This is a genomic window from Achromobacter sp. ACM05 (genome assembly GCF_019218915.1).
GTDB lineage: Bacteria > Pseudomonadota > Gammaproteobacteria > Burkholderiales > Burkholderiaceae_B > Achromobacter > Achromobacter animicus.
This window is the reverse complement of sequence record NZ_JAHUWQ010000002.1, coordinates 1,303,221-1,325,606: the sequence shown is the minus strand read 5'-3', so window position 1 is coordinate 1,325,606 and position 22,386 is coordinate 1,303,221. Positions and strand designations below refer to the sequence as shown.

The 22,386-nt window shown below is 67.0% G+C and carries 20 protein-coding genes; 13 read left to right on the top strand and 7 right to left on the bottom strand.

Translation table 11 applies throughout. The annotated features are described in order from the left end of the window. Positions 1 to 10: 10 nt before the first annotated feature. Positions 11 to 895 (bottom strand): DUF3348 domain-containing protein, encoded by an 885-nt coding sequence (locus KW836_RS16950; protein WP_218344129.1) that lies wholly within the window; start codon positions 893 to 895, stop codon positions 11 to 13. Positions 896 to 1,084: 189 nt separating this feature from the next. On the opposite strand from KW836_RS16950, the gene KW836_RS16945 reads away from it, so the two are divergent. From KW836_RS16945 to fhuE, 4 genes are all read left to right on the top strand, one after another. Next, complete coding sequence (locus tag KW836_RS16945; protein WP_255595822.1) at positions 1,085 to 1,672, top strand: M23 family metallopeptidase; 588 nt, start codon at positions 1,085 to 1,087, stop codon at positions 1,670 to 1,672. 76 nt (positions 1,673 to 1,748) lie between these two features. Further along, positions 1,749 to 2,978, top strand: coding sequence for a winged helix-turn-helix domain-containing protein (locus KW836_RS16940; protein ID WP_218344128.1), 1,230 nt, complete (start codon positions 1,749 to 1,751; stop codon positions 2,976 to 2,978). 31 nt (positions 2,979 to 3,009) lie between these two features. Further along, positions 3,010 to 3,654 (top strand): PQQ-binding-like beta-propeller repeat protein, encoded by a 645-nt coding sequence (locus tag KW836_RS16935; protein WP_175136282.1) that lies wholly within the window; start codon positions 3,010 to 3,012, stop codon positions 3,652 to 3,654. 101 nt (positions 3,655 to 3,755) lie between these two features. Beyond that, positions 3,756 to 5,951 carry a ferric-rhodotorulic acid/ferric-coprogen receptor FhuE gene (gene fhuE / locus KW836_RS16930; protein WP_218344127.1) on the top strand — a complete coding sequence of 732 codons (2,196 nt, stop codon included), beginning with the start codon at positions 3,756 to 3,758 and terminating at the stop codon, positions 5,949 to 5,951. 85 nt (positions 5,952 to 6,036) lie between these two features. Here the strand turns inward: fhuE and KW836_RS16925 are convergent, their stop codons facing one another. Further along, positions 6,037 to 6,966 (bottom strand): LysR family transcriptional regulator, encoded by a 930-nt coding sequence (locus KW836_RS16925; RefSeq protein WP_175136284.1) that lies wholly within the window; start codon positions 6,964 to 6,966, stop codon positions 6,037 to 6,039. A gap of 120 nt (positions 6,967 to 7,086) precedes the next feature. Here KW836_RS16925 and KW836_RS16920 point away from each other — a divergent pair, with 120 nt between their 5' ends. The 6 genes from KW836_RS16920 to KW836_RS16895 all read left to right on the top strand — a co-directional run bounded on the left by KW836_RS16920 (position 7,087) and on the right by KW836_RS16895 (position 15,128). Then, a complete protein-coding gene (locus tag KW836_RS16920; RefSeq protein ID WP_218344126.1) occupies positions 7,087 to 8,436 on the top strand; it encodes a D-serine ammonia-lyase in 1,350 nt (449 codons plus the stop codon). Between the two features lie 49 nt (positions 8,437 to 8,485). After that, a complete protein-coding gene (locus KW836_RS16915; protein ID WP_175121258.1) occupies positions 8,486 to 9,466 on the top strand; it encodes a tripartite tricarboxylate transporter substrate binding protein in 981 nt (326 codons plus the stop codon). Positions 9,467 to 9,478: 12 nt separating this feature from the next. Then, positions 9,479 to 11,002, top strand: coding sequence for an amidase (locus tag KW836_RS16910; RefSeq protein ID WP_218344125.1), 1,524 nt, complete (start codon positions 9,479 to 9,481; stop codon positions 11,000 to 11,002). 267 nt (positions 11,003 to 11,269) lie between these two features. Beyond that, positions 11,270 to 12,397: a TRAP transporter substrate-binding protein gene (locus tag KW836_RS16905; protein ID WP_175121260.1), complete on the top strand. Its 1,128-nt coding sequence runs from the start codon at positions 11,270 to 11,272 to the stop codon at positions 12,395 to 12,397. 125 nt (positions 12,398 to 12,522) lie between these two features. Next, a complete protein-coding gene (locus KW836_RS16900; RefSeq protein WP_175136290.1) occupies positions 12,523 to 13,146 on the top strand; it encodes a TRAP transporter small permease subunit in 624 nt (207 codons plus the stop codon). Continuing rightward, the gene (locus KW836_RS16895; protein WP_218344124.1) at positions 13,143 to 15,128 is read left to right on the top strand and encodes a TRAP transporter large permease subunit; all 1,986 of its coding nucleotides are present in this window, start codon (positions 13,143 to 13,145) and stop codon (positions 15,126 to 15,128) included. The genes KW836_RS16900 and KW836_RS16895 overlap by 4 nt, the downstream gene beginning before the upstream one ends. A gap of 37 nt (positions 15,129 to 15,165) precedes the next feature. On the opposite strand, the gene KW836_RS16890 is transcribed toward KW836_RS16895, so the two are convergent. The 4 genes from KW836_RS16890 to KW836_RS16875 form a co-directional block, all read right to left on the bottom strand. Further along, complete coding sequence (locus KW836_RS16890) at positions 15,166 to 15,849, bottom strand: site-2 protease family protein (protein WP_218344123.1); 684 nt, start codon at positions 15,847 to 15,849, stop codon at positions 15,166 to 15,168. Beyond that, the gene (locus KW836_RS16885; RefSeq protein ID WP_218344122.1) at positions 15,846 to 16,334 is read right to left on the bottom strand and encodes a DUF6882 domain-containing protein; all 489 of its coding nucleotides are present in this window, start codon (positions 16,332 to 16,334) and stop codon (positions 15,846 to 15,848) included. Before KW836_RS16885 ends, KW836_RS16890 begins: the two co-directional genes overlap by 4 nt. Before the next feature lie 252 nt (positions 16,335 to 16,586). Next, positions 16,587 to 17,396 carry a nucleotidyltransferase domain-containing protein gene (locus tag KW836_RS16880; protein ID WP_218344121.1) on the bottom strand — a complete coding sequence of 270 codons (810 nt, stop codon included), beginning with the start codon at positions 17,394 to 17,396 and terminating at the stop codon, positions 16,587 to 16,589. Between the two features lie 43 nt (positions 17,397 to 17,439). Next, positions 17,440 to 18,189, bottom strand: coding sequence for an SDR family oxidoreductase (locus tag KW836_RS16875; protein ID WP_175183661.1), 750 nt, complete (start codon positions 18,187 to 18,189; stop codon positions 17,440 to 17,442). Between the two features lie 157 nt (positions 18,190 to 18,346). Between KW836_RS16875 and KW836_RS16870 the strand changes: the two genes are divergently transcribed. Both KW836_RS16870 and KW836_RS16865 read left to right on the top strand, forming a co-directional pair. Beyond that, positions 18,347 to 19,264, top strand: a complete 918-nt coding sequence (locus tag KW836_RS16870; RefSeq protein WP_218344120.1) for a LysR substrate-binding domain-containing protein — start codon at positions 18,347 to 18,349, stop codon at positions 19,262 to 19,264. 78 nt (positions 19,265 to 19,342) lie between these two features. Next, complete coding sequence (locus KW836_RS16865) at positions 19,343 to 20,137, top strand: DUF169 domain-containing protein (protein WP_218344119.1); 795 nt, start codon at positions 19,343 to 19,345, stop codon at positions 20,135 to 20,137. On the opposite strand, the gene KW836_RS16860 is transcribed toward KW836_RS16865, so the two are convergent. Continuing rightward, complete coding sequence (locus KW836_RS16860; RefSeq protein WP_218344118.1) at positions 20,134 to 21,045, bottom strand: LysR family transcriptional regulator; 912 nt, start codon at positions 21,043 to 21,045, stop codon at positions 20,134 to 20,136. The genes KW836_RS16865 and KW836_RS16860 overlap by 4 nt on opposite strands. A gap of 106 nt (positions 21,046 to 21,151) precedes the next feature. Here KW836_RS16860 and KW836_RS16855 point away from each other — a divergent pair, with 106 nt between their 5' ends. After that, positions 21,152 to 22,354 carry a CynX/NimT family MFS transporter gene (locus KW836_RS16855; protein WP_218344117.1) on the top strand — a complete coding sequence of 401 codons (1,203 nt, stop codon included), beginning with the start codon at positions 21,152 to 21,154 and terminating at the stop codon, positions 22,352 to 22,354. The last annotated feature ends 32 nt before the right edge of the window (positions 22,355 to 22,386 follow it).

Below are 22,386 nucleotides of genomic sequence, written 5' to 3'. Positions count from 1 at the left end.
AGTGTCCTAATTAGCTGGTGCGAAGGGCGGCAAGCAACCCTTCGACCGGTTGTAAACGAACATCCAATTCGGCCAGTAGCACGGCGCGCATGTCGGCGCGGAACGTGTCCAGCCAGGCGCCCGCGGTAATTGCCGGGACGGGCGCCGCCGCGTTGGCTGGCGCGGCGTCAAGGGCTGCGACCGCTGCATCGCCGTCAGCCCTTGCATTGCCGTCCGTCTCCGCAGCGGTATCAGCCGGCGCGTCGGCGTCAGCCAAGTCCTGCGCCTCGGCAGCAGCCTGGGCTTCTGCGGCGGCCAGCGCCGCTTCCTCGGCCTTGCGCAGCCGGTCAAAGTGCGTCTGCAGCAGCTTCGGAATCGCGCCGAGCAGGGCCCGCTCCTTGGGCAGCAGCGCGCGGTCCATGATCGCGTCCACCACGGCCAGCCGCGTCCATTCGCCATTGCGCGCCGCGACCATCCCGCGCAGACGGCTGCGCAGATTGCCGATGCTGGTCTCCATCGTGTGCTGCAACGACAGATACCGCTGGCGAAAACTCGAGTAATCGAACTCATCCTCGGCCAGGACGGCAGCCAGTTTCTTGGCTGGCGCCGGTACCGGGGCAATCCGCTTGGCGGCCGTGGCCGCCGTGTCGCTGGCGATGGCGTCCGCCAGGGTGGTGCGCACGCGCACGCATTCGCGTTCTTCGGCGCTGCTGAACAGGCGGGCGCCGGGCGCAATGACCGGCGGGCTTGTATTCAAGGCCGCCGACAGGGCGATCGCGTCCGTCCAGCCAAGCCATTGGCTCAGATGGTCGGATAGCGACTGCCTGGACTGCTGGACTTCCGCGTCCGTCAGGCGAGTCAGCAAGCGAATGAGCGTCGGGCCGCTTAAACCTGTGCGCTGGGGGGCTTGCAACATACCACCAGAGTCAAAAAGGGGGGAGTTTACACGCTGCGACGGGCCGAGAGGGCCTGTACAGGCGGTCCGGGCGGCCGTCTGGGTCACAAAACGGGGCCACATCACGGGACGCTGCGTCCGAGGCGCTGCAATACTGTGTCGCCGCCCAGCGAGCAGGAACCCTGGGCCCGCATGGCCGTCGAACGTTCCATGGATGCCCGCACCCCCTGGCGATTTGCCCGACGACTTCTCATCCTGGCCGCGTTGGCCGCCCTGGCGGTCTGGGCCTGGCCGCGTCTGCCGGAGGCGGCGCGCGCGCCCTGGCACATGGCGCGGCTGTCCTGGCAGGACGCGCCCGTGTCGCTGCCCGTGCCGGTGCAGGGCGTTGCCCCGCGGCGGCTGGCCGACACCTGGGGCGCGGCGCGGTCGGGCGGGCGAACCCACCAAGGCATCGATATCTTTGCCAAGCGCGGCACGCCGGTGGTGTCGGCGACCGAAGGCGTGGTGACGCGCATCGGCGAAAACACGCTGGGCGGGCAGGTCGTCTGGGTGATGGGACCGGGCCGGCAGATGCACTATTACGCGCACCTGGACGGCTACGCGGATATCCGCCGCGGCCAACTCGTTGCCCCGGGCGACGTGCTGGGCTTTGTGGGCAATACCGGCAACGCCAAAGGCACGCCGCCGCATCTGCATTACGGCATCTATGCAGGGGGCGGCGCGCTCAACCCGTATCCGCTGTTGACCGCGCCCACCGCAACGCAAGGTTCGTCCCTGCCCGTATCGTCCGCGCAATAGCCCTGCAACCAGCCCGCTGCGCGGTGTAGATTGGTGCCCAGGCCAGAACAACGGGGCAGGCAGTGCCGCACTTTCCATGGACTTTCTGATTGAAACGGCGGCGCGCGCGTTGGCCGCAGGCGACCCGCTGGGCGCGTTGAACCAGGTGGCGCTGCGCAGCGACGCGCCCGCGCTGGCCTTGCGCGGCATTGCCTTCGCGCAACTGGGCGATCTGCCCCGCGCCAGGACGCTGCTACGTAGCGCCGCCCGTGGGTTTGGTCCGCGGCAGGCGGTGGCGCGGGCCCGCTGCGTGGTTGCCGAGGCCGAGATCGCGCTGGCTTCGCGAGACCTGGGGCACCCGGACAAGGCGCTGGACACGGCGCGCGCCACGTTGCAGGCGCACGGCGACGTGGTCAACGCGGCGCATGCCGGTCATCTGACGGCGCGCCGCCAGTTGCTGCTGGGGCGGCTGGAAGACGCGGAGCACACCCTCGCGCAGGTGGATGCCGGCTCACTGCCTTGGGCGTCGCGCGCCATGCAGGACCTGATCGTCGCGGGCATCGCACTACGCCGCCAGCAGGCGGCCGCCGCTCGCGCAGCGCTGGCGCGCGCGGAACAGTGCGCCGAGCGGGCTGGAATTTCCGCGCTGATGGCGGAAGTGGCCCACGCGGTGCAGGCATTGGACGCGCCCGCCGCCCGGCGTATCGGACGTGACGGCGAAAGCACGTTGTCGCTGGACCAGGTCGAGGCCTTGCTGGCGTCCGGCACGCTGGTCGTGGATGCCTGCCGGTTCGCTGTGCGGGGTGGGCAAACGGCTGTCGCGCTGGCCGGCCGTCCCGTGCTGTTTGCGCTGGCGCGGGCGTTGGCGCAGGCCTGGCCCGAGGATGTGACGCGCGACGCGCTGATCGCCCAGGCGTTTCGCACGCGCTATTTTGACGAGACGCATCGTGCGCGCCTGCGCGTCGAGATGGGCCGCCTGCGCACCGCGATCCGCCCATTGGCCGGTGTCCACGCCACTCGGCACGGCTATGCGCTTGCGCCTGCGGGCGCTTGCGACGTTACGGTGCTGGCGCCGGCCGGCGACGAAGCGGATCCGGAGCAGGGGGCGCTGTTGGCCTTTCTGGCTGACGGCGAGGGCTGGTCGAGTTCGGCGCTGGCGCTGGTGCTCGGATCGAGCCAGCGCACCGTGCAGCGCGCGCTTGAGGCCCTGGCCGAGGCCGGCAGGGTGCAGGCCTTCGGCCAGGGGCGCGCGCGGCGCTGGATGCTGCCGCCGGTGCCTGGATTCACGACAAGCTTGTTACTCCCGGCGATTCTACCCGCCCAGTAGCATGGAAGCACCCCTCTAAAAGGAAGCCACCATGAAACGATCACAAGCCGAAATCCTTCGCGAATATGGCCCGTTCCCGGGCGTCGAGGCCGTTCATGGGCTGACGTACGACGGCAAGCAGGTGTGGTTCGCCACGGGCGACAGCCTCGTTGCCCTGGACCCGGCCACCGGACAGACGTCGCGCTCGCTCGACATCACCGCGAATGCGGGCACGGCCTTTGACGGCACGCACCTCTATCAGATCGCCGATGGCCGGATCCAGAAGGTCGATCCGCAAAGCGGCAAGGTGCTGTCCACCATCCCGGCGCCCGGCGGCGAGGGTGTATCTGGCCTGGCCTGGGCGGAAGGCAGCCTGTGGGTCGGCGCCTACCGCGACCGCAAGATCCATCAGGTCGACCCCGAAACCGGCAACGTGCTGCGCACCATCGACTCCAACCGCTACGTGACAGGCGTCACATGGGTGGACGGCGAGCTTTGGCACGGCACGTGGGAAGCCGAAGAAAGCGAATTGCGGCGTCTTGAACCGCGCACCGGCGAAGTGCTGGAGGCCGTCGAGATGCCGGCGGGCATTGGCGTGTCGGGCCTGGAATCCGATGGCGGCGCCCGGTTTTATTGCGGCGGCGGCGAAAGCGGCAAGGTGCGCGCGGTGCAGCGGCCGGGCAAGCCGCAGGATTAAGAAAAAATGGGGAAAAACAACAGTAGATGGAGATGAGAAGGATTTGCATTTAAACTTCCTGCCGATTTGTCACCCTTTTGACCCACTCGGTAGGAAGCCCAATGCAAGCAGAAAGACGCGCCCGACGCAGCCACATCGTTCACCCACGTTTCATGCTGCGCAGCACGTCGGCGGCGGTTTTCCTGGCGTTGGCCTCGGGGGCCGTTGCCGCGCAGGACGCCAACGTGTCGACGCTGCCTTCGGTGCAAGTGGTGGGCGAGAACGCCAATCCGAACACCACCGAGGGGACGGGGTCCTACACGCCGCGCGCCACGGCGGCCAGCACCGGGTTGTCGCTGTCGCTGCGCGAGACGCCGCAGTCGGTCACCGTGATGACGCGCCAGCGCATGGATGACGAAGACATGCGGTCGCTGGCGGACGTCATGGGCAGCACGCCGGGTATTTCGGTGCAGAACTTCGACAGCGAGCGCTACACGTTCAATTCGCGCGGCTTCAGCATCACCAATTACATGTACGACGGCGTGCCCACGGCATTCGACGTGGGCTACGCGGCGGGCGAGTCGTCCGTCGACCCCATCATCTATGACCGGGTGGAGGTCGTGCGCGGCGCAACCGGCCTGATGACGGGCGCGGGCAATCCGTCGGCCTCCATCAACCTGGTGCGCAAGCACGCCGACAGCCGTGAGTTCAAGGCGGACCTGAGCGCCGGCGTGGGCAACTGGGACACCTATCGCGTGACGGCCGACCTGTCCACGCCGCTCAATGCCGAAGGCACCGTGCGCGGCCGCATTGTGTCCGCCTACCAGGACAACCATTCGTTCCTGGACTACTACCAGAACAAGAAGAAGGTCTTTTACGGCGTGGTGGACGCCGACCTGACCTCGCGCACGACGCTCAGCGTGGGCTACAACTACCAGGACAACGAGCCGCAGGGCAGCAGTTGGGGCGGCTTTCCGCTCTGGTACGCCGACGGCGGCCGCACCGACTGGCGCCGGTCGCTGAATACCGGCGCGCGGTGGACCTCGTGGGGCAGCACGACGCAGGGCGCGTTTGCCAGCCTGGAGCATCGCTTCGACAACGATTGGCGCGTTCAGGCCGTGGGCTCGTATTCCAAGAACGAAATGGACGGCAAGCTGCTGTATCTGTACGGCTGGCCGGACCGCGAAACCGGCCTGGGCATGGGCGCGTCGCCCGCCTGGTATCTTGGCGACCGCAAACAGAATGCGCTGGACCTGAAGGCCAACGGTCCATTCACGCTGTTTGGCCGCCGCCACGAAGCCGTGGTCGGCGCCAGCTTCAACCGGCAGAAGGGCGATTTCAACTACCGGTCCGCCATCAATGCGGCCGACGTCGGCAACTTCCTGAACTGGAACGGCTCGTATCCCGAACCGGACTGGAACGATTCCATCATCGCCAACCGCTACACCACCACCCAGACCGGCTGGTACGGCGCGTTGCGCCTGAACCTGGCCGATCCGCTCAAGCTCATCGTGGGCGGGCGCTACAGCACGTGGAAGACGAACGCGATCGGCTTTGGCGGAGAAGGCCGCACCGAGTTCGACAAGAACGCCTTCACGCCGTACGCTGGCCTGCTGTACGACATCAACGACACCTACACGGCATACGTCAGCTACACCGGCATCTTCAATCCGCAGACTTACCAGGACCGCAACGGCAACTGGTTGGATCCGCTGGAAGGCAAGTCGTACGAGGCCGGCATCAAAGGCGAATGGCTGGAGGGCCGTCTGAACGCCAGCGCCGCGATCTTCCAGATCGACCAGGACAACGTGGCGCAGGTCGACCCGGGCCAGATAGTGCCGGGCACGACCAATCAGGCCTACACGGCCGCGCAAGGGACGCGCAGCCGCGGCTTCGACCTGGAAATGTCGGGTGAAGTGACGCCGGGCTGGAACGTGGCGGCCGGATGGTCGCATTGGACGGCCAGCGACGGCGAGGGCAACGCGATCCAGACCGACCAGCCGCGCAGCCTGGTGCGCGTCTTCACGACGTATCAGTTGCCGGGCGACTGGAACCGTCTCACGATCGGCGGCGGCGTGAACTGGCAAAGCCATGTCTACACCATCGCCAGCGGCCCGAACGGCGACGAACGCGTCAGCCAGGGCAGCTACGCCATCACCAACCTGATGGCGCGCTACCGCTTCAACCGCAGCCTGTCGGCGCAGTTGAACGTGAACAACGTGTTCGACCGCAAGTACTACAGCCAGATCGGCTTCTACAGCCAGGGCGCGTGGGCCGCGGGACGCAGCGCGATGCTGACGATGCGCTACCAGTATTGATCGCGGGCGTTATGCGGGTCGGCCTTACACGGCCCGGCCTAACGCGGCCCGGCCTTACCCGGGCCCGGCATTGCCCGCCCCGGTCTCAAGCCGGCCCGACCGGTCCGGAGGCTGCCCGTGCGGCCTCCGCGATGCTGGCGATGAACGCCTTGGCGGCCTCGGGCATGATGCGTCCGGCCAGCGTCTGCACCTCGAAGTGACGTTCGTTCATTTCGCGGTCGCGTAGCGGCACGGCGACGATCTTTCCCCATTGCAGGCGGTTGCGGATGGCCAGTTCACCACAGAAGGCCACGCCGCCGCCCGCGCTGGCAAAGCCGACCAGCGCGTCGATGCTGCGGCTGGTGAACGCCGCCTCGCAATGCAGTTGCTGGCGGCTGCAACTGATGTCGATCAGCTGGCGCAACGTGGAATCGGGGCTGGGCAGGGCCAGGGGATAGGCGATCAGCTGCGCCAGCGACATCTCGCGCCGGTCGGCCAGCGGATGGTCTGCCGCCAGGATCGCGCGCACCGGCGCCGGCACGCGCGCTTCCACGCGGATGTCGCGCTGCGACGTGAGGCTGAGGGTGATGCCGATATCCGCCGAGCCGTCCCGGATGCGCTGGGGGATCTCCTGCTGCGAGCAGACGTCCAGCGAAAACCGGATGCCCGCGTAGTGCTGCCGGAAAGCCGCGATGGCCGCCGGCACGAACTCCGACGCATAGCCCTCGGTGCTGACGATGCGCACATGGCCCTGCCGCAGGCCGCGCAGCGCCAGGATGTCGCCCGCTACCCGTTCCACGTCCTGCTGCATGCGCTTGGCGTGCGCGGCCAGGAGTTCGCCGGCAGCGTTCGGGACCATGCCGCGCGCGCGGCGCTCGAACAGCAAGGTGCCAAGTTCCCGTTCGATGCGGGCGATCTGGCGGCTGACGGCCGAGGGGGCCACATCCAGGCGCCCCGCGGCTTCACTGACCGAGCCGGTGCGCACGACTTCCAGGAAATAGCGCAGGGAAATCTCCTGCAGGACGCGGGGGTTCATGGTCGGCTCCAAGGTTTGCGGAAAACGCAAAGAAGAATTCTAACCATTGATATTGCTGCAAAGCGCTGGCCGCCTCTAGGATGTGGGCATTATTTGCGCTTCCCATTCGCTACCACAGACATGTTTCAATCCGACGCTCCCTCCCAATCCCCCGTTCTGGATTCCCTGCGGCAGGCCAAGCCGGTGCTGTGGACAGGCCCGGACATGCCGGCGCCCGCAAGCGGACCGGGTGCGCATTTCCTGATGGATCAGGTGCTGTCGGCGCAGGAACGCTTTACGCGCTTCGAGCCGCTGCTCGCCGAGCTGTTTCCGGAGTTGGCCGAGACGGGAGGCGTGATCGAGTCGCCGCTGCTCCCCGCCGCGGCCATGCAGGTAGCGATCGGCCTGCCGCCGGACGCCGGCCGGTTGTGGATCAAGGCGGACCACGCATTGCCGGTGGCCGGCTCCATCAAGGCGCGCGGCGGCATTCATGAAGTGCTGGAATTTGCCGAATCGCTGGCGCTGCGCGAAGGGTTGCTGCTGCCGGGCGACGATTACCGCAAGCTGGCCGGTCCGGAAGCCCGCGCCGTGTTCGGCCGGTATCAGGTCGCCGTGGGTTCCACGGGCAACCTGGGCCTGTCCATCGGCGTGATTGCATCGGCGCTGGGGTTCCGGTCTGCCGTGCACATGTCTGCCGATGCCAAGGAATGGAAGAAGGCGCGTCTGCGTGCGCGCGGCGTCGAGGTCGTGGAGCACGCGGGCGACTACGAAAAGGCCGTGGCCGCGGGCCGGGCGCAGGTCGAAGCCGATCCTTTTGGCTATTTCGTGGACGACGAGCGGTCGGCGTCCCTGTTCATGGGCTACGCCGCCGCCGCGTTGCACCTGCGCGTCCAATTGATCGAGGCGGGCGTGCGGGTCGATGCCGAGCATCCGCTGTTTGTCTACCTGCCTTGCGGCGTGGGCGGGGCGCCGGGCGGGATCGCCTTCGGCCTGACCCAGCTGTATGGCCCTCACGTGCATTGCTTCTTCGCCGAGCCGGTGCAGTCGCCGTGTTTCCTGGTGCGCATGATGGCCGGCCAAGGCGAGCTGCCGGGTGCGCCCGCGTCCGCGTCGGTGTACGACGTCGGCCTGACCAACGTGACCGAGGCCGACGGCCTGGCGGTTCCGACGGCGTCCGAGCTGGCGTACGCGGCGGTGGGCGCGCAACTGCGCGGCGTCTACACCGTTGAAGACGACACGCTCTACGCCGACCTGGCGCGCCTGAAGGACAGCGAAGGCCTGCGCATCGAACCGTCCGCCGCCGCGGGTTTCAGCGGTCCGCGCCATCTGTGCGGCACCGACGCCGGCCGCGCATGGCTGCGCGCGCACGGCCTTGCCGCGCATCTGCCGCGCGCGACGCACCTGGCCTGGACCACCGGCGGGCTGTTCGTGCCTGACGAAGAATATGACCGATTCCTGAGCCGCGGGCGTTCGCTCGCGGCCGGCAACTAGGCGCCGACAGACGCGCCGCTTATCCACCACCTCCCCATCGAGCACCGCCATGAAAACCTCGTTTCTTGCAGTCAGCCTCGCTTTTGCCAGCACCGTCGGCGCCGTCGCGCCCGCAGTGGCCCAGGACGCCTATCCCAGCCGGCCGATTACGCTGGTCGTGCCTTTCCCGCCGGGTGGCGCCACCGATGTGCTGGGCCGCGTGGTGGCGCAGAAACTGGGGCAGGAATTGGGGCGCACGATCGTGGTGGAAAACCGCGCGGGCGCTGGCACGGTGATCGGCGCCAGCTTCGTCGCCAAGGCCGCGCCGGACGGCTACACGCTGTTGGTCAGTTCGGGCACGACGTTCACGGTCAACCCGGCCATTCAAGCCAATCTGCCGTACGACCCGGTCAAGAGCTTCGAGCCGATCGGCATTGTCGGCCGCACCGGCCTGGCGCTGCTTGCGAACCCCAAGGTGCCCGTCAAGGACTTGAAGGAGTTCGTGGCCTATGTGAAGGACCCCGCTCACGATCAGCCGCCGTACGGATCGTTCGGCACCGGCACCACCGCGCATTTCGTGGGCGAGGCCTTCACCTCGGCCGCCAAGCTGAAGATGACGCACGTGCCGTACAAGGGCAGCTCGCCCGCGATGACTGACCTGATCGGCGGACAGATTCCGTTCTCGGTCGACACCGTGGCCGCGGCCCTGCCGCAAAGCAAGCAGGGCAAGGTGCGCGTCCTGGCAGTGTCCGCGCCCAAGCGCTCCGCCTTCCTGCCCGACGTGCCCACGTTCGCGGAACAGGGCTATCCGTCGGTCGCGATGGATACGTGGCTGATGGTCGCCGCGCCGCGTGGCCTGCCGGCCGACGTGAAGACGCGGCTGGAGAAGGCGCTCAAGGCCACCGTCGAATCGCCCGAGGTGGTCAAGAGCCTTGAGGCGCAAGGCTTCGAAGCCGCCTTCGCCAGCGCCGCTGAAGGCGAGGCGCTGATCCAGCAGGAACTGCCCGTCATGCGTGAAGTGGCGCAGCGGGCCAACATCAAGATCGACTGAAGGAAGACGACGATGGCATTGGACGACACCCTGGTATCCCTGACGGCGGTCGAGTTGCGGCGCATGATCGGCGCCCGCCAGCTTTCGCCGGTGGAATTGCTGGAGGCCTGCATCGCGCGCATCCAGGCCGTGAACCCGTACATCAACGCGGTGACCGCCACTGCCTATGAGCGGGCGAGGGGGGAAGCGCGCGCCGCCGAGCGCGCCGTGATGGCGGGCGAGCCGCTGGGCCTGTTGCACGGCCTGCCGATGGGGGTAAAGGATCTGGAACCCACCGCCGGTGTGCTGACCACGTACGGCTCGCCCTTGTATCGCGGCCACGTGCCCGACGAGGACATCGAGCTGGTGGCGCGCCTGCGCCGCGCCGGCGCCATCGTCGCTGCCAAGACCAACGTGCCCGAAATGGGCGCGGGCGCCAACTCGCGCAACACGGTGTGGGGCGCGACCGGCAATCCTTTCAACCCGAACCTGAACGCAGGCGGTTCGTCGGGCGGCTCAGCCGCAGCGTTGGCCGCCGACATGCTGCCGGTCTGCACGGGCTCGGACACCGGCGGCTCGCTGCGCATTCCCGCGTCCAAGTGCGGCGTGGTCGGATTCCGGCCGTCGCCGGGCGTCGTGCCCAGCGTGCGCAAGCCGCTCGGCTGGACGCCGATTTCGGTGGTCGGGCCGATGGGCCGCACGGTGGCCGACGCCTGCCTGCAGATGGCGGCGTCCGCGGGCATGCATGCCGGCGATCCGCTCAGCTATCCGCTGGACCCGCTGCAATTCCTGAACCCCGGCGTCGCGGACCTGGGCTCGCTGCGTGTGGCCTACACCGAAGACTTCGGCGCGTGCGACGTGGACGACGGCATCCGCGCCACCTTCCGCGAAAAGATCGCCGCGATGCGGCATCTGTTTGCCGCCTGCGATCCGATCGACCTGGATGTGGGCGAGGCCCACCGGTGCTTTGACGTGCTGCGCGCCGAAGCCTTCGTGGCGGGCATGCGCGACGCCTACGAGAAGGATCCGTCCAGCCTGGGCCCCAATACCCGTGCCAACTTCGAAATGGGCGCGGCGATGAGCCTGAAGGACTGCGCGTGGGCGCAGGCCGAGCAGACGCGCCTGATCAAGCGCTTTCAGCGCGCCTACGACGATTACGACCTCATCCTTTCGCCCACCACGCCCGTGTCGCCGTTCCCGTGGACGCAGCTGTACGCGGACAAGATCAACGGCGTTGCCCAAGAGAACTACTACCGCTGGCTGGCACTGACGTATGTGGTCACGCTGACCACGCACCCGGCGCTGACGCTGCCGTGCGGGCGCGATGCCAAGGGCATGCCGTTCGGGCTGCAGATCGTGGGCCGCTTTCGCGCAGACCGTGAAGTGCTGGCCGCGGCGCAGGCGATGGAGCAGGCGTTTGCGGGGTCGGACGTGCTGCAGCGCCCAAGGCCGGATCTGGCTGCGTTGCGTCCTGCCGAGCCGGCGTTGACGTCGATCGTGACGTCGCCGCCACAGTTGCAGGGCGGGGGAGAGACGGGTTCCGTGTCGGCGGTATAACCCCCGACTTTCAGCGCATCGGGCCAGCACGCCGCGCCACGCGGCCTGCTGGCCTTTTGCTATTTCAGGCTAGTCCGTTTTCTAGGGTAATTCCTGACTAAAAGCTGATTGTCAGCCGTTTGTCAGGCAGGTTTAATCACTCCAAAGTTGCGCATCAGACGCATCAACCGGCATCGGATGGCTCGTAGCAGTCAATCTGTGCCACACCCTTGCAGCCGTAGTAACAACACGCTGGTCCATGTAGTCCACCCCAGGAGACAACAAGCCATGCAACACGTTACAAAGCCCCGCCGCCGCAAATTCATCTCCGGCGCAGCCGCCGCAGGGGTCGCGGCGCTAGGATTTCCCGCCATCGCCAAGGCGCAGAACGCACCCATCTCCTTCCGGTTCCAGAGCACCTGGCCCGCGACCGACATCTTCCACGAATTCGCCCGCGACTACGCCAACAAGGTCAACGAGATGGCCGGCGGCCAGTTGAAGATCGAAGTGCTGCCCGCGGGCGCCGTGGTCAAGGCGTTCGACTTGCTGGATGCCGTGTCGGCCGGGACGCTGGACGGCGGCCACGGCGTGGTGGCCTACTGGTACGGCAAGAACACGGCGGTGGCGCTGTGGGGGTCCGGTCCGTCTTTCGGGATGGATGCCAACATGCTGCTGGCCTGGCATGAATACGGCGGCGGCAAGGAGCTGCTGGTCGAGATCCAGAAGGCCATGAACGTGAACGTGCAGTCCCTGATGTACGGACCGATGCCGACGCAGCCGTTCGGTTGGTTCAAGCGGCCGGTCACGAAGGTCGAGGACGTCAAGGGCGTGAAGTTCCGTACCGTGGGCCTGGCCATCGACATGTACACCGCGATGGGCGCGGCCGTGAATGCGCTGCCTGGCGGGGAAATCGTGCCGGCCCTGGACCGCGGGCTGCTGGACGGGGCGGAATTCAACAACGCGTCTTCCGACCTGGCGCTGGGATTCCAGGACGTCTCCAAGATCTGCATGCTGCAGAGCTTTCACCAGAGCGCTGAGCAATTCGAGGTGCTGTTCAACAAGGCCAAGTACGACGCCTTGCCCGAACACCTGAAGCACATCCTGAGCTATGCGGCGCAGGCGTCCAGCGCGGACATGTCCTGGAAGGCGGCGAACCGCTATTCGCAGGACTACATCAAGCTGCAGAAGGATCACAACGTCAAGTTCTACAAGACGCCGGACGCGATCCTGCAGCAGCAGCTCAAGATCTGGGACGAGATGATCGCCAAGCGGTCGGCCGAGAATCCGCTGTTCAAGAAGGTGCTGGAATCGCAGCGGGCGTTCGCGGAACGGGTGGGGCGCTGGCACGGCGACACCACCGTCAACTACCGCATGGCCTACAACCACTACTTCTCGCGCAGCACCAAGCCGGCCTGACGCCGTCCTGCGCCGCACCCGCGCGCCGCCTGGCCGGCGCGCGGGGTTTCGCCATGCGTCCAGGTTCCGTGCGCGCCGGCGGCAGGTTTGCCGCGGCCTGAGCGGATCCGACTCCAGGACCTTCGATGATCCGAATCGTACGTTTCATAGATAGCATCTCCACCCTTGTGGGCAAGACCTTTGCCTGGCTGATCGTGGTGCTGACGCTGCATGTGTGCTGGGAAGTCGCGGCGCGCTACATCCTGAACCAGCCCAGCGCCTGGGCGTTCGACCTGCAGATGATGTATTACGGGATCCTGTTCATGATGGCCGGGGCGTATACGCTGGCCAAGAACGGGCACGTGCGCGGGGACATCCTGTACGGATTCCTGCCGCCGCGTGTGCAGGCCGGGCTGGACCTGCTGCTCTTCATCGTCTTTTTCTTTCCGGGCGTCATCGCCCTGGTGTGGGCGGGCTGGTACTACGCCGGCTATTCCATCGCCATCCGCGAGCATTCCTCGCTGATGGCCAACGGGCCGCCGATCTATCCATTCAAGGCCTTCATACCCGCTGCCGGCGCAGTGCTGCTGTTGCAGGGCGTGGCCGAGGTCATGCGCTGCATCCTGTGCCTGAAGCAGGGCGCGTGGCCGTCGCGTGAAGAGGACGTCGAGGAAGTGGACGTCGACAAGCTCAAGGAGATGGTGCACGTGAAGGACGAAGACATCGCCAAGCTCGATCGTTACGTCAACTCCGGGGAGTCCCAGCGATGAAAATCCACAAGGCATTGTGGTTCGGCCTGTCGTGCATCGCGCTGGTGCTGCTGATGATCGCGTTTTTGACGCCGTGGGACAACCTCACCACCGGCCACATCGGGCTGCTGATGCTGGCCCTGATCGTGGTGGCGATCATGCTGGGCTTTCCCACGGCGTTCACGCTGATGGGCATGGGCGTGCTGTTCACGTTCCTGGCGTATTACATGCAGAGTTCGGATCCGGGGCGGTCGCTCGGACAGACGCTGGACCTGATGGTGCAGCGCACGTACGCCACGATGACGAACGATTCGCTGATTTCGATTCCGCTGTTCGTGTTCATGGGCTATCTGGTCGAACGCGCCAACCTGATCGAAAAGCTCTTCCGGTCGATGCATCTGGCGCTGGCGCGGCTGCCCGGCGCGCTGGCGGTGGCCACATTGGCGACGTGCGCCATCTTCGCGACGGCGACAGGCATTGTGGGGGCGGTGGTCACGCTGATGGGGTTGCTGGCAATGCCGGCCATGCTGAAGGCGGGCTACAGCGTGCGTCTGACGGCCGGTTCGATCACGGCGGGCGGCTGTCTGGGCATCCTGCTGCCGCCGTCGGTGATGCTGATCGTGTACGGCGCCACCACGGGCGTGTCGGTCGTGCAGTTGTATGCCGGTGCGCTCTTTCCCGGGCTCATGCTGGCGATTCTGTACATGGTGTACGTCATCATCGTGGCCAAGCTGCGGCCCGACATGGCGCCGCCTTTGCCAGAAAGCGAGCGTGGCGTGCCGCTGTCGCCCGGGACGGCAGCGCTTGCCGCGGGCCCCTACACGCGCGCCGTATCGGGCATGCTGGCCGCCATGTTCAAGGGCCGGCGCAACAGCGCGGTGTCGTTTGGCTACCTGACGCGCAATATGGCGATGGCGTTGTCGCCGTTGTTGGTCACGGTGCTGATGCTGGCGGTGGTGCATCATGCGCTGACCAAGCCCGCTGTGGAGTACGAGATTCCCGCCGAACTGCAGTTGGGCTCGGGCGGCTTCGATTCCGGCTCTGGGTTGAGCGAACCGCCCACGGATGGCTTGGCCGAGCCCCCGTCCAATGACCTGCCCGAACCGCCGTCCAATGAACTTGCCGAACCGCCGGGTACGCCCGCCACGTCGGGTTTGAGCGAACCGCCGGGCACGCCCGCCGCCCAGCCGCCAGCAGGCGCGGCCGCACCTGCACAGCAGGCCGCACCCGACACGGCCGACGCCCGCAAGCCCGCGCCCACCGGCTTCTGGATCTTTGCAGGCGTCTGCGCAGTGATGCTGGCAGTGTTCTACGCCGCGCTGACGTGGGCGCGGCTGGAAATCTTCAAGATGCTGATGGCATCGTTCTTTCCGCTGGCGGTGATGATCGCGGCCGTGCTCGGTTCGATCGGCTTTGGCCTGGCCACGCCCAGCGAGGCCGCCGCCATGGGCGCGATGGGCGGGGCGCTGCTGGCGCTGGCGTATCGCAGGCTGAATCTGCCGGTGCTGCGCGAATCGGTGTTCCTGACGGCGAAGACCAGCGCCATGGTGTGCTGGCTGTTCGTGGGGTCGTCGATCTTCTCGGCGGCGTTCGCGCTGCTGGGCGGCCAGCGCATCATCGAGGAATGGGTGCTGTCGTTGGGTCTGACGCAGATTCAGTTCCTGCTGCTGGCGCAGATCATCATCTTCCTGCTCGGCTGGCCGCTGGAATGGACCGAGATCATCGTCATCTTCATGCCGATCTTCGTGCCGCTGCTCAATACGTTCGGCATCGATCCGCTGTTCTTCGGCTTGCTGGTCGCGCTGAACCTGCAGACCGCGTTCCTGTCCCCGCCGGTGGCCATGTCGGCGTTCTACTTGAAGGGCGTGTCGCCGCCGCACGTGACGCTGAATCAGATCTTCCTGGGCATGATGCCGTTCATGGGGATCCAGGTGGTCGCGATCTTCCTGCTGTACATGTTCCCGGCGATCGGCATGTGGCTGCCGACGGTGCTGTATCGGTAAGGCGCGAAGGTGTCAGACACCTGCTTTCACTCGGGTGTCAGACACCATTGCTGAGGTACACCACGGCCGCGACGAGCCAGGATGCCGCCAGCGCCACATAAGCCAGCAGCAGGATCTGCGTAACGGATGCCGGCCAATGCTTGCCCAAGCCGGCGCTTTTTCCCACCGCGCCCAACAGGTAACCGCCGTTCGCGCCCGGCAAGGGCAGCAGGTTCAGCGCTGCCGTGGTGGCGGCGGTCAGGCCCAGCAACGTGGAAAATGGCAGACCTTGCGCGGCGCCATCCACGCGCGCCAGCAGCGCCTGCGCCGTGTGCAGCGGCGACAGCGCGCCGCTGATGATGTTCGTGAATCCACCCGCCAGCGCCTGCACACCGGCCATGCCGCCGAGCAGCGCGCACGCCAACGCGATCAGCGCGAGGCAGCCGGAAGCGCCGATGAACAGTTGCGCCCAGAGCGGCTGCGCTTCCAGGTGTTGCGGGTGAATGTCCGCGTCATCCGCCGGCATCGTGTCGCCCGCCGTCTGGAAGCGGACCGCGCCGCCGATGGGCAGCAGCCGGATGCTGAGCCTACCCGTCCGCAACAGGCGCGGCCCCAGCCCGAACGACAGTTCGTCCAGCGCCACGCCCAACGCGCGTCCCGCGAAGGCCATCACCATCACATGCAGCAGGGCACAAAGGACAACGGCCAGCAGCAGGCCGATGGCCTCTGACGCCACCGTCACTCGCTTTCCGCCTTCGACAGCGACACTTTCCCGAATGTCATCCACACATGCGCCGTCTCCGACGCCTGCGCGCGATACGAGCCGGAGGCTTCACCCAGCCGCATGGCGACGGCGGTGAACTCCCAAGCCTGGGCGTCGTCGCAATCGACCTTGCGTTCGGTGTAAGCGGGCAGTCCATGCGCACGCCCGAATGCCAACGCCAGTTGCGCGTGCTCGGCCAGCTCGGCCGGCACCGACGGATGGTCCCAGCCCCACAGGAAGCTGCCGTCTTCGCTGTTGGACGTGCCGATGATCTGCACCGGCGCGGACGCGACGATGTCGCCCGGCAGCTGGAACACGATCAGGCCGCTATCCATGTCCACCGACCATTGCTCGGCCTCGTCCAGGTGCCAGGTTGCGCAATGCGCCGTGGTGGCGGTCTGCATGCCTTCCATGCTTTGGGCGATGAAGTTCTGGACGTCGAAGGGCTTGGTGGTGTCGGACATGCTCGCTTGTTCCATCTAGATAAAGGGGCCGGTGATGATACGTGAAACGCGTTTGTGCGCGGCAATGAGGGAGGGCGCGCCGTCGCAACGGGCATCGGCGGCCGGCCGGTTCAACAGCTCAATACGGTGAAATGGTGTTTGACCTCCCCGCGGTGCCGGCTCGAATGGACGATCAGTTTCTCGGGTGTCACACACCGCGGCCATACTGACGATCCTGCCGCCCGCGTGTCAGGCAACGCCTGCTTCAGCGCTTCAATACGTCAGCGGCGCGCCCGTGACGACCTCATACAAAAACCGGTCCAGCGTCTCGGTCTGGCCGTCGGGCCGGTCGAAGTAGGGCGCCTTTTCCAGTTCGGCCAAGGTCGACTCAAGATACGCGTGCATCAGCGGGAAGCGAGGACCGTGCTCGGCTTCGCCCGCCGCCATCTTGATGGCCAGCAGTTCATTGATCTCGGCGCGCAACGCGGCGTCGGTGATGATGACGTCGGCCAGATCGGCAAAGCGCATCGGCGGAACGCCCCGGCCGCTGTCGATCCATTGGGCGGCCAGCACCGGGCGCAGGACGTACAGATACTTCTTCAGGCGAACCGTGTCGCCCTGCAGCGATTCGCGGAAGTTGCGGCCGGCCATGGCAACGTAGTGCCAGCGCCCCTTGGTGCTGGAGAAGTACGCGCTGCGGAAATGCCGCAGCCACGCGCTGACGGCGTCGTCCTGGCGATAGATGATGGGCGAATCCAGCCACTCGAAAAGCGTGGGGTTGGAACCGCGCAAGAGTTGCAGGGACTTGCGCAGCTCCCAGCCCGAGACGTCCAGTTCGTCGTCAATCGGCAGCTCGATCACGTCGCGTTGTGGCGCCACGCGCAGATACCAGTCCAGCTTGTGTACGTACAGAAAGCGCACGTCGTAGTCGCTGTCGGGCGAGGCAAAGCCCCAGCCGCGGCTGCCGGATTCGCAGGCGAGCAGGACGCGCACGTCGTGGCGCTGCTCGATGTCTTGCAGGGTCGCCATCACGCGTTCGCGGACGGCGGGGTCGATGGGGTGGGCGTGCAGGATCGAAGTCATGCCCCGCATCCTAGCACCGCCCGGCCATCGGCCCTGCGCCGGTTCAAAGCTGGCTCATCCCGCCGTCCGCAATGATCTCCGTGCCCACGATGAAGGCCGATTCGCGCGCAGCCAGATGCAGGACGGTTGCGGCGATTTCTTGCGGCGTACCGAAGCGGCCCAGCGGAATCTGCGACTGGATGCTGGCGGCTGTCTTCTCAAGCGTGTCGGCGTCCAGGCCCAGCTTGCCGTAGATCGGCGTCGTGACCGGACCGGGGCTGACGACGTTGACCCGGACGCCGCGCGGCAGCCATTCGGCCGACAGCGTTTTCGCCAGCGAGATCAGCGCCGCCTTGCTGGCCGCGTAGATCGACGACGCCGGCATGCCGATATGGGCATTGATGGACCCGTTGAGCACGATGGACGCGCCCGCGTTGAGCAAGGGGTCCAGCGCCTGCAACTGAAAGAACACGCCCTTGACGTTGGTGTCGAACGTCTGGTCCCACAGGTCTTCGGTGGCGTCGGCCAGCGTGGCGAATTTGGCGATGCCTGCATTGACGAAGACGGCGTCCAGGCGCACGCCTGCCGAGGCCAATGCGTCCGCCAGGGCCGCCGCCGCGCCGGGCGCGCCAGCGGTGTTCTGGATGGCCAAGGCGTTGCCGCCCAGGGTGACGCGGGTCTTTTCCAGCGCCGCGGTGTCGCGTCCGGTAACGATGACGCGGGCGCCTTCGGCGGCGAAGGCTTGGGCGGCAGCGAGGCCGATGCCGCTGGTGCCACCGGTGACCAGGACGGTCTTTTGTTCAAAACGGTTCATGACGGGTTCCTTTGGTGTGGAGGTGAGGTGTAGCCATGTTGCGCTTGGCCCGGTGGTTTGTCGTACGATCTGACGCACAAACACGTTCGAAGAAATTGCACATGTTTGGCCCGGAACGTGTATCCCCAGAGGTACAGCCCACTATGTTGAGCCCGCGATGCTGACTGCCAATGAACTCTCGCTGCTGGAAGCCATCCGCGATAGCGGCAGCCTGTCCCGGGCGGCCGCCCGGCTGGGCAAGGCGCCGTCTTCCGTGTCGCACGCCGCGCGGCAACTGGAGGAACGCTTCGATGCCCTCTTGTTCGACCGCCGCGGGTATCGGCTGCAACTGACGCCCGCCGGCCAATTGCTGGCGGACGAAGCCGCGCGGCTGGCGCAGGATGTCAGCCGGCTCACGCAGCGCGTGCGGCAAGTGGCCAGCGGCTGGGAAGACCGCCTGCACATCGTCAGCGACGAGATCCTGGAATTCGAACTGATGGCGCCGCTGGTCGGGGCCTTCGACAAGCTGGATTCAGGCGTAAGGCTGCGCTTCACGCACGAAGTGCTGGGCGGCACGTGGGAAGCGCTGCGCGAGGGACGGGCAGACCTGATTGTGGGCGCGACCAACGAGCCGCAGACCATGCCGAACCTGCAATGGGCGGCGTTGGGCGAGATGGAATGGCTGTTTGCCATATCACCGCGCCATCCGCTCGCCAAGGCAAAGGGGCCGTTGCGCCAGGACCAGATCCAGCAACATCGCGCCGTCGTCGTCGCCGACACGGCGCGCGGCTCGTCGGCGCGCGGGTACGGCAGGGTCGGCGGGCAGGTGACATTGGCCGTGCCTAGCATGCGCGCGAAAATCCTGGCGCAACGCGAAGGGCTCGGCGTGGGTTGGGTGCCGCGCCACCGCGTGGCCTCGCTGCTGGCGCGAGGCGAACTGGTCGAGATGGCCACCGAGACGCCGCGCGAGCCCAACCTGCTGTACCTAGCCTGGCGCGGCGATCACGACGGGCGGGCGCTGCGCTGGTGGCTGGACCAGTTGCGCCAGCCGCGCATGGCGGCGGCGCTGATGCGGGGCATCGACGGGTTCGCCTGACGCGTTGTAGTCTTGACCCCGTGCGGCAGCGCGGGCCTCCGGCGCGCCAGACCGCGAACAACAGTCCAAAGGACGAACATGGAAGAGACAAGGCAGGAAACCGCGCTCGATTGGGCGTCGCTGGTTGACGACCTGAACCGGCTGCTGCGGCTGAAGACCACCGTCATCGGCATGAAGCTTTACGAGCACGAAGCCGACATGGCGGGGGTGAAGGGCCTGCGCCGGCCCAAGGCCACGCACACCACGGACCAGATCGTGGGCATGGCGGCAAGGCTGGGCTGGACGGTTGGCATCACGGGCGACGATCTGGTCGGCGCGCAATGCCGCGCGGTCATCGGGCTGGGGCCACAGGACGAAGCATGGAAGCGCGGCAAGGAGTATGTGGGGGTCTGGCACGCGACCGAAGCCGATGCACGGGCGCGCCAGGAGGCGCTGACCTGTGTGCCGGCGGACAAGTACCGAGCCATGGTCGTGTCGCCGCTGGCATCGGGGCGCCTGGATCCGCCGGACATCTGCCTCGTGTACGCCACGCCGGGTCAGATGATCATCCTGATCAACGGCTTGCAATGGAAGAACTACCGGCGCTTTGACTGGAGCGTCGTCGGAGAAACCGCCTGTGCGGATTCCTGGGGCAGGGCGCTTGCCACCGGCGAGCCCAGCCTGTCCTTGCCCTGTTTCGCCGAGCGCCGCTATGGCGGCGTGCCCGACGAAGAAATGCTGATGGCGCTGCCTCCCCGCTATCTGCCGATTGCCATCGAGGGCATGAAGGCGCTGGCAGCCAATGGCCTGCGCTATCCCATCGCGCCCTATGGCATCCAGAACGACGTGCGCGCCGGCATGGGGGTGAGCTACGCGCAGCCGCCCAAGACTTAGGGGTGAATGCCGGCGTGCAGCGCCGCGGCCAGCGCGCGCGCGGCCGGTCCCAGCGGCCGGTCGATGCGGTGCGCAAGATACGTTTCGGTGGTGATCTGGCTGTCGCGGCCCAGGCTGGCGGTGGGCACGCGCAGCAGGCGGCCCTCGGCCAGGTCGCGCTCGACCTGCCACAGCGGCAGTCGGCCCCAGCCGAGCCCGGACAGGATCAGCGCGTGCTTGGTGTCCTGGCCGCTGACGCGGCAGGTCTGCGGCGACAGCACGGCAAAGTCGCGGCCCTCCGACAGCGACGAGGGATCGGACTGCACGATCTGAAGGTGATCCGCCAGCTCCGCCGCGGTAAGCGCGCGGCCGGCGCGCGCAGTCTGCGCCAGGGGATGCGAAGCGCCGACCACGGCCACCATCTGGATGGCGCCAAGCGCCTGCACCGCAATGCGCGGATGCCGGAAATGCTCGCCTGCAAGAATGCCCAATGTGTGCGTGCCGGCCAACAGCGCGTCGACCGGTCCGCCCAAGGGCAGCACCGAGACACGCATCGCCACCGAGGGATACGCCGCGCGCATGTGGTTCAGCGCCGCACCAGCCCGTTCGATCGGAAAGAGCGTATCCACCACCAGCGAAAGCTCCAGCTCGACGCCTTCGCCCAGGCCTTGCGCGCGGGCGCGCATCGCATCGACCCGCAGCAGGATGTCGCGGGCATTGGCAAGCAGCGCCTGGCCCTGCGGCGTCATGACGGGACGATGGCCGGTGCGGTCGAACAGCGGTACGCCCAGTTGCGCCTCCATGTTGGCAATGGCGTGGCTGACGGCGGACTGCACGCGGGACAAGCGGCGGGCGGCCGCGCGAAAGCTGCCGGTATCTGCGACGGCGGCGAACACACGCAGTTGGTCCAGGGTCAGCGCGTCAATCATGGGAAGGGTGATCTATTTGTTCGATCAAGATCGTCGAAAGGTTATCACTTCGCGGAATCAATTTTGCGAGGCATGATGCCGGAATCTTGGTGAAAGCGAGGGTGGGATGGACAAGGTCGAAGGGGCGGAACGTGCCATCGGGCACCCGCATTGGGGCGCGGTGCTGGCCATCGTTGGCGCGGGCGTCGTGGCGGCGTTGCAGGTGGGCAAGGTCATCATCGCCGCGCCGCTGCTGCGCAAGGACATGGGGCTGGACCTCGCGTCCATTGGCACGCTGACGGCGGTGTTTTCGATATTGGGCATGGTGGGCGGCATCGCGGCGGGCGGGGTGATCGCGCGCTTTGGCGCCCGGCGCATGCTGATCCTGGGCCTGGCGGCGACCGCGGCGGGCACGGCGGTGGGCGCGCTGGCGCCCGGCTATGGCGTGCTGCTGGGCTCCCGGGTGATCGAGGGACTGGGTTTCCTGATGATTACGGTGGCGGGGCCTGCCGCGCTGCAGCGCATCGTCACCGGCGGCAGGCGCGATTTCGCCTTTGCACTCTGGAGCTGCTACATGCCGGCCGGGATGGCAATCGCGATGCTCGCCTCGCAGGCGTTCGACGACTGGCACGCCTATTGGTGGTGCGCGGGCATCGCTGCAGGCGTGGCGCTTGCCAGCATCGCCGTGCTGGCGCCGCCCACGCCTCGCGGCGCGGCCCTGTCGTGGCAGGGGCTACGACAGGACACGGTCGACACCATGGGCGCGGCCGGCCCGATGTTGCTGGCGCTGTCATTCACGCTCTACAGCCTGATGTTCTTCGCGCTGTTCACCTTCCTGCCGGTGCTGCTCATGGAGCAACTGGGGCTGACGCTGGCGGCGGCCGGGCTGTACAGCGCCATCGCCAGCGCCGCCAACGTGGTGGGCAATCTGGGGGCGGGCGTACTGCTTGCACGCGGCTGGCGGCGGTCCACGTTGATCGCCTGCGCCAGCGCAGTGATGGCGGGCGTGTCGCTGCTGATCTTCGGTTCCGCACTGCCGGCCATGACCACCTTTCTGCTGTGCGTGCTGTTTTCGGCCGTGGGCGGGCTGATCCCGGCGACGCTGCTTGGCACCGCGCCGCAGGTGGCGCCACGTCCGGCGTTGACCGCGGCGTCGGTGGGGCTGGTCATGCAGGGCAGCAATCTGGGGCAGGTCATCGGACCAGTGGCGGTGGGCGGCGCGATCGACCGTTTTGGCTGGTCCTCCGCGTCGTTCATCGTGGCGGCGGCAGGACTGGCGGGTGTGGCCGTCGCCTGGCGCCTGCGGCGCGTCGGGGGCACCAATCTTTGACGAGGCTTGGCAGCGCGCGCCGTCGGTCACTC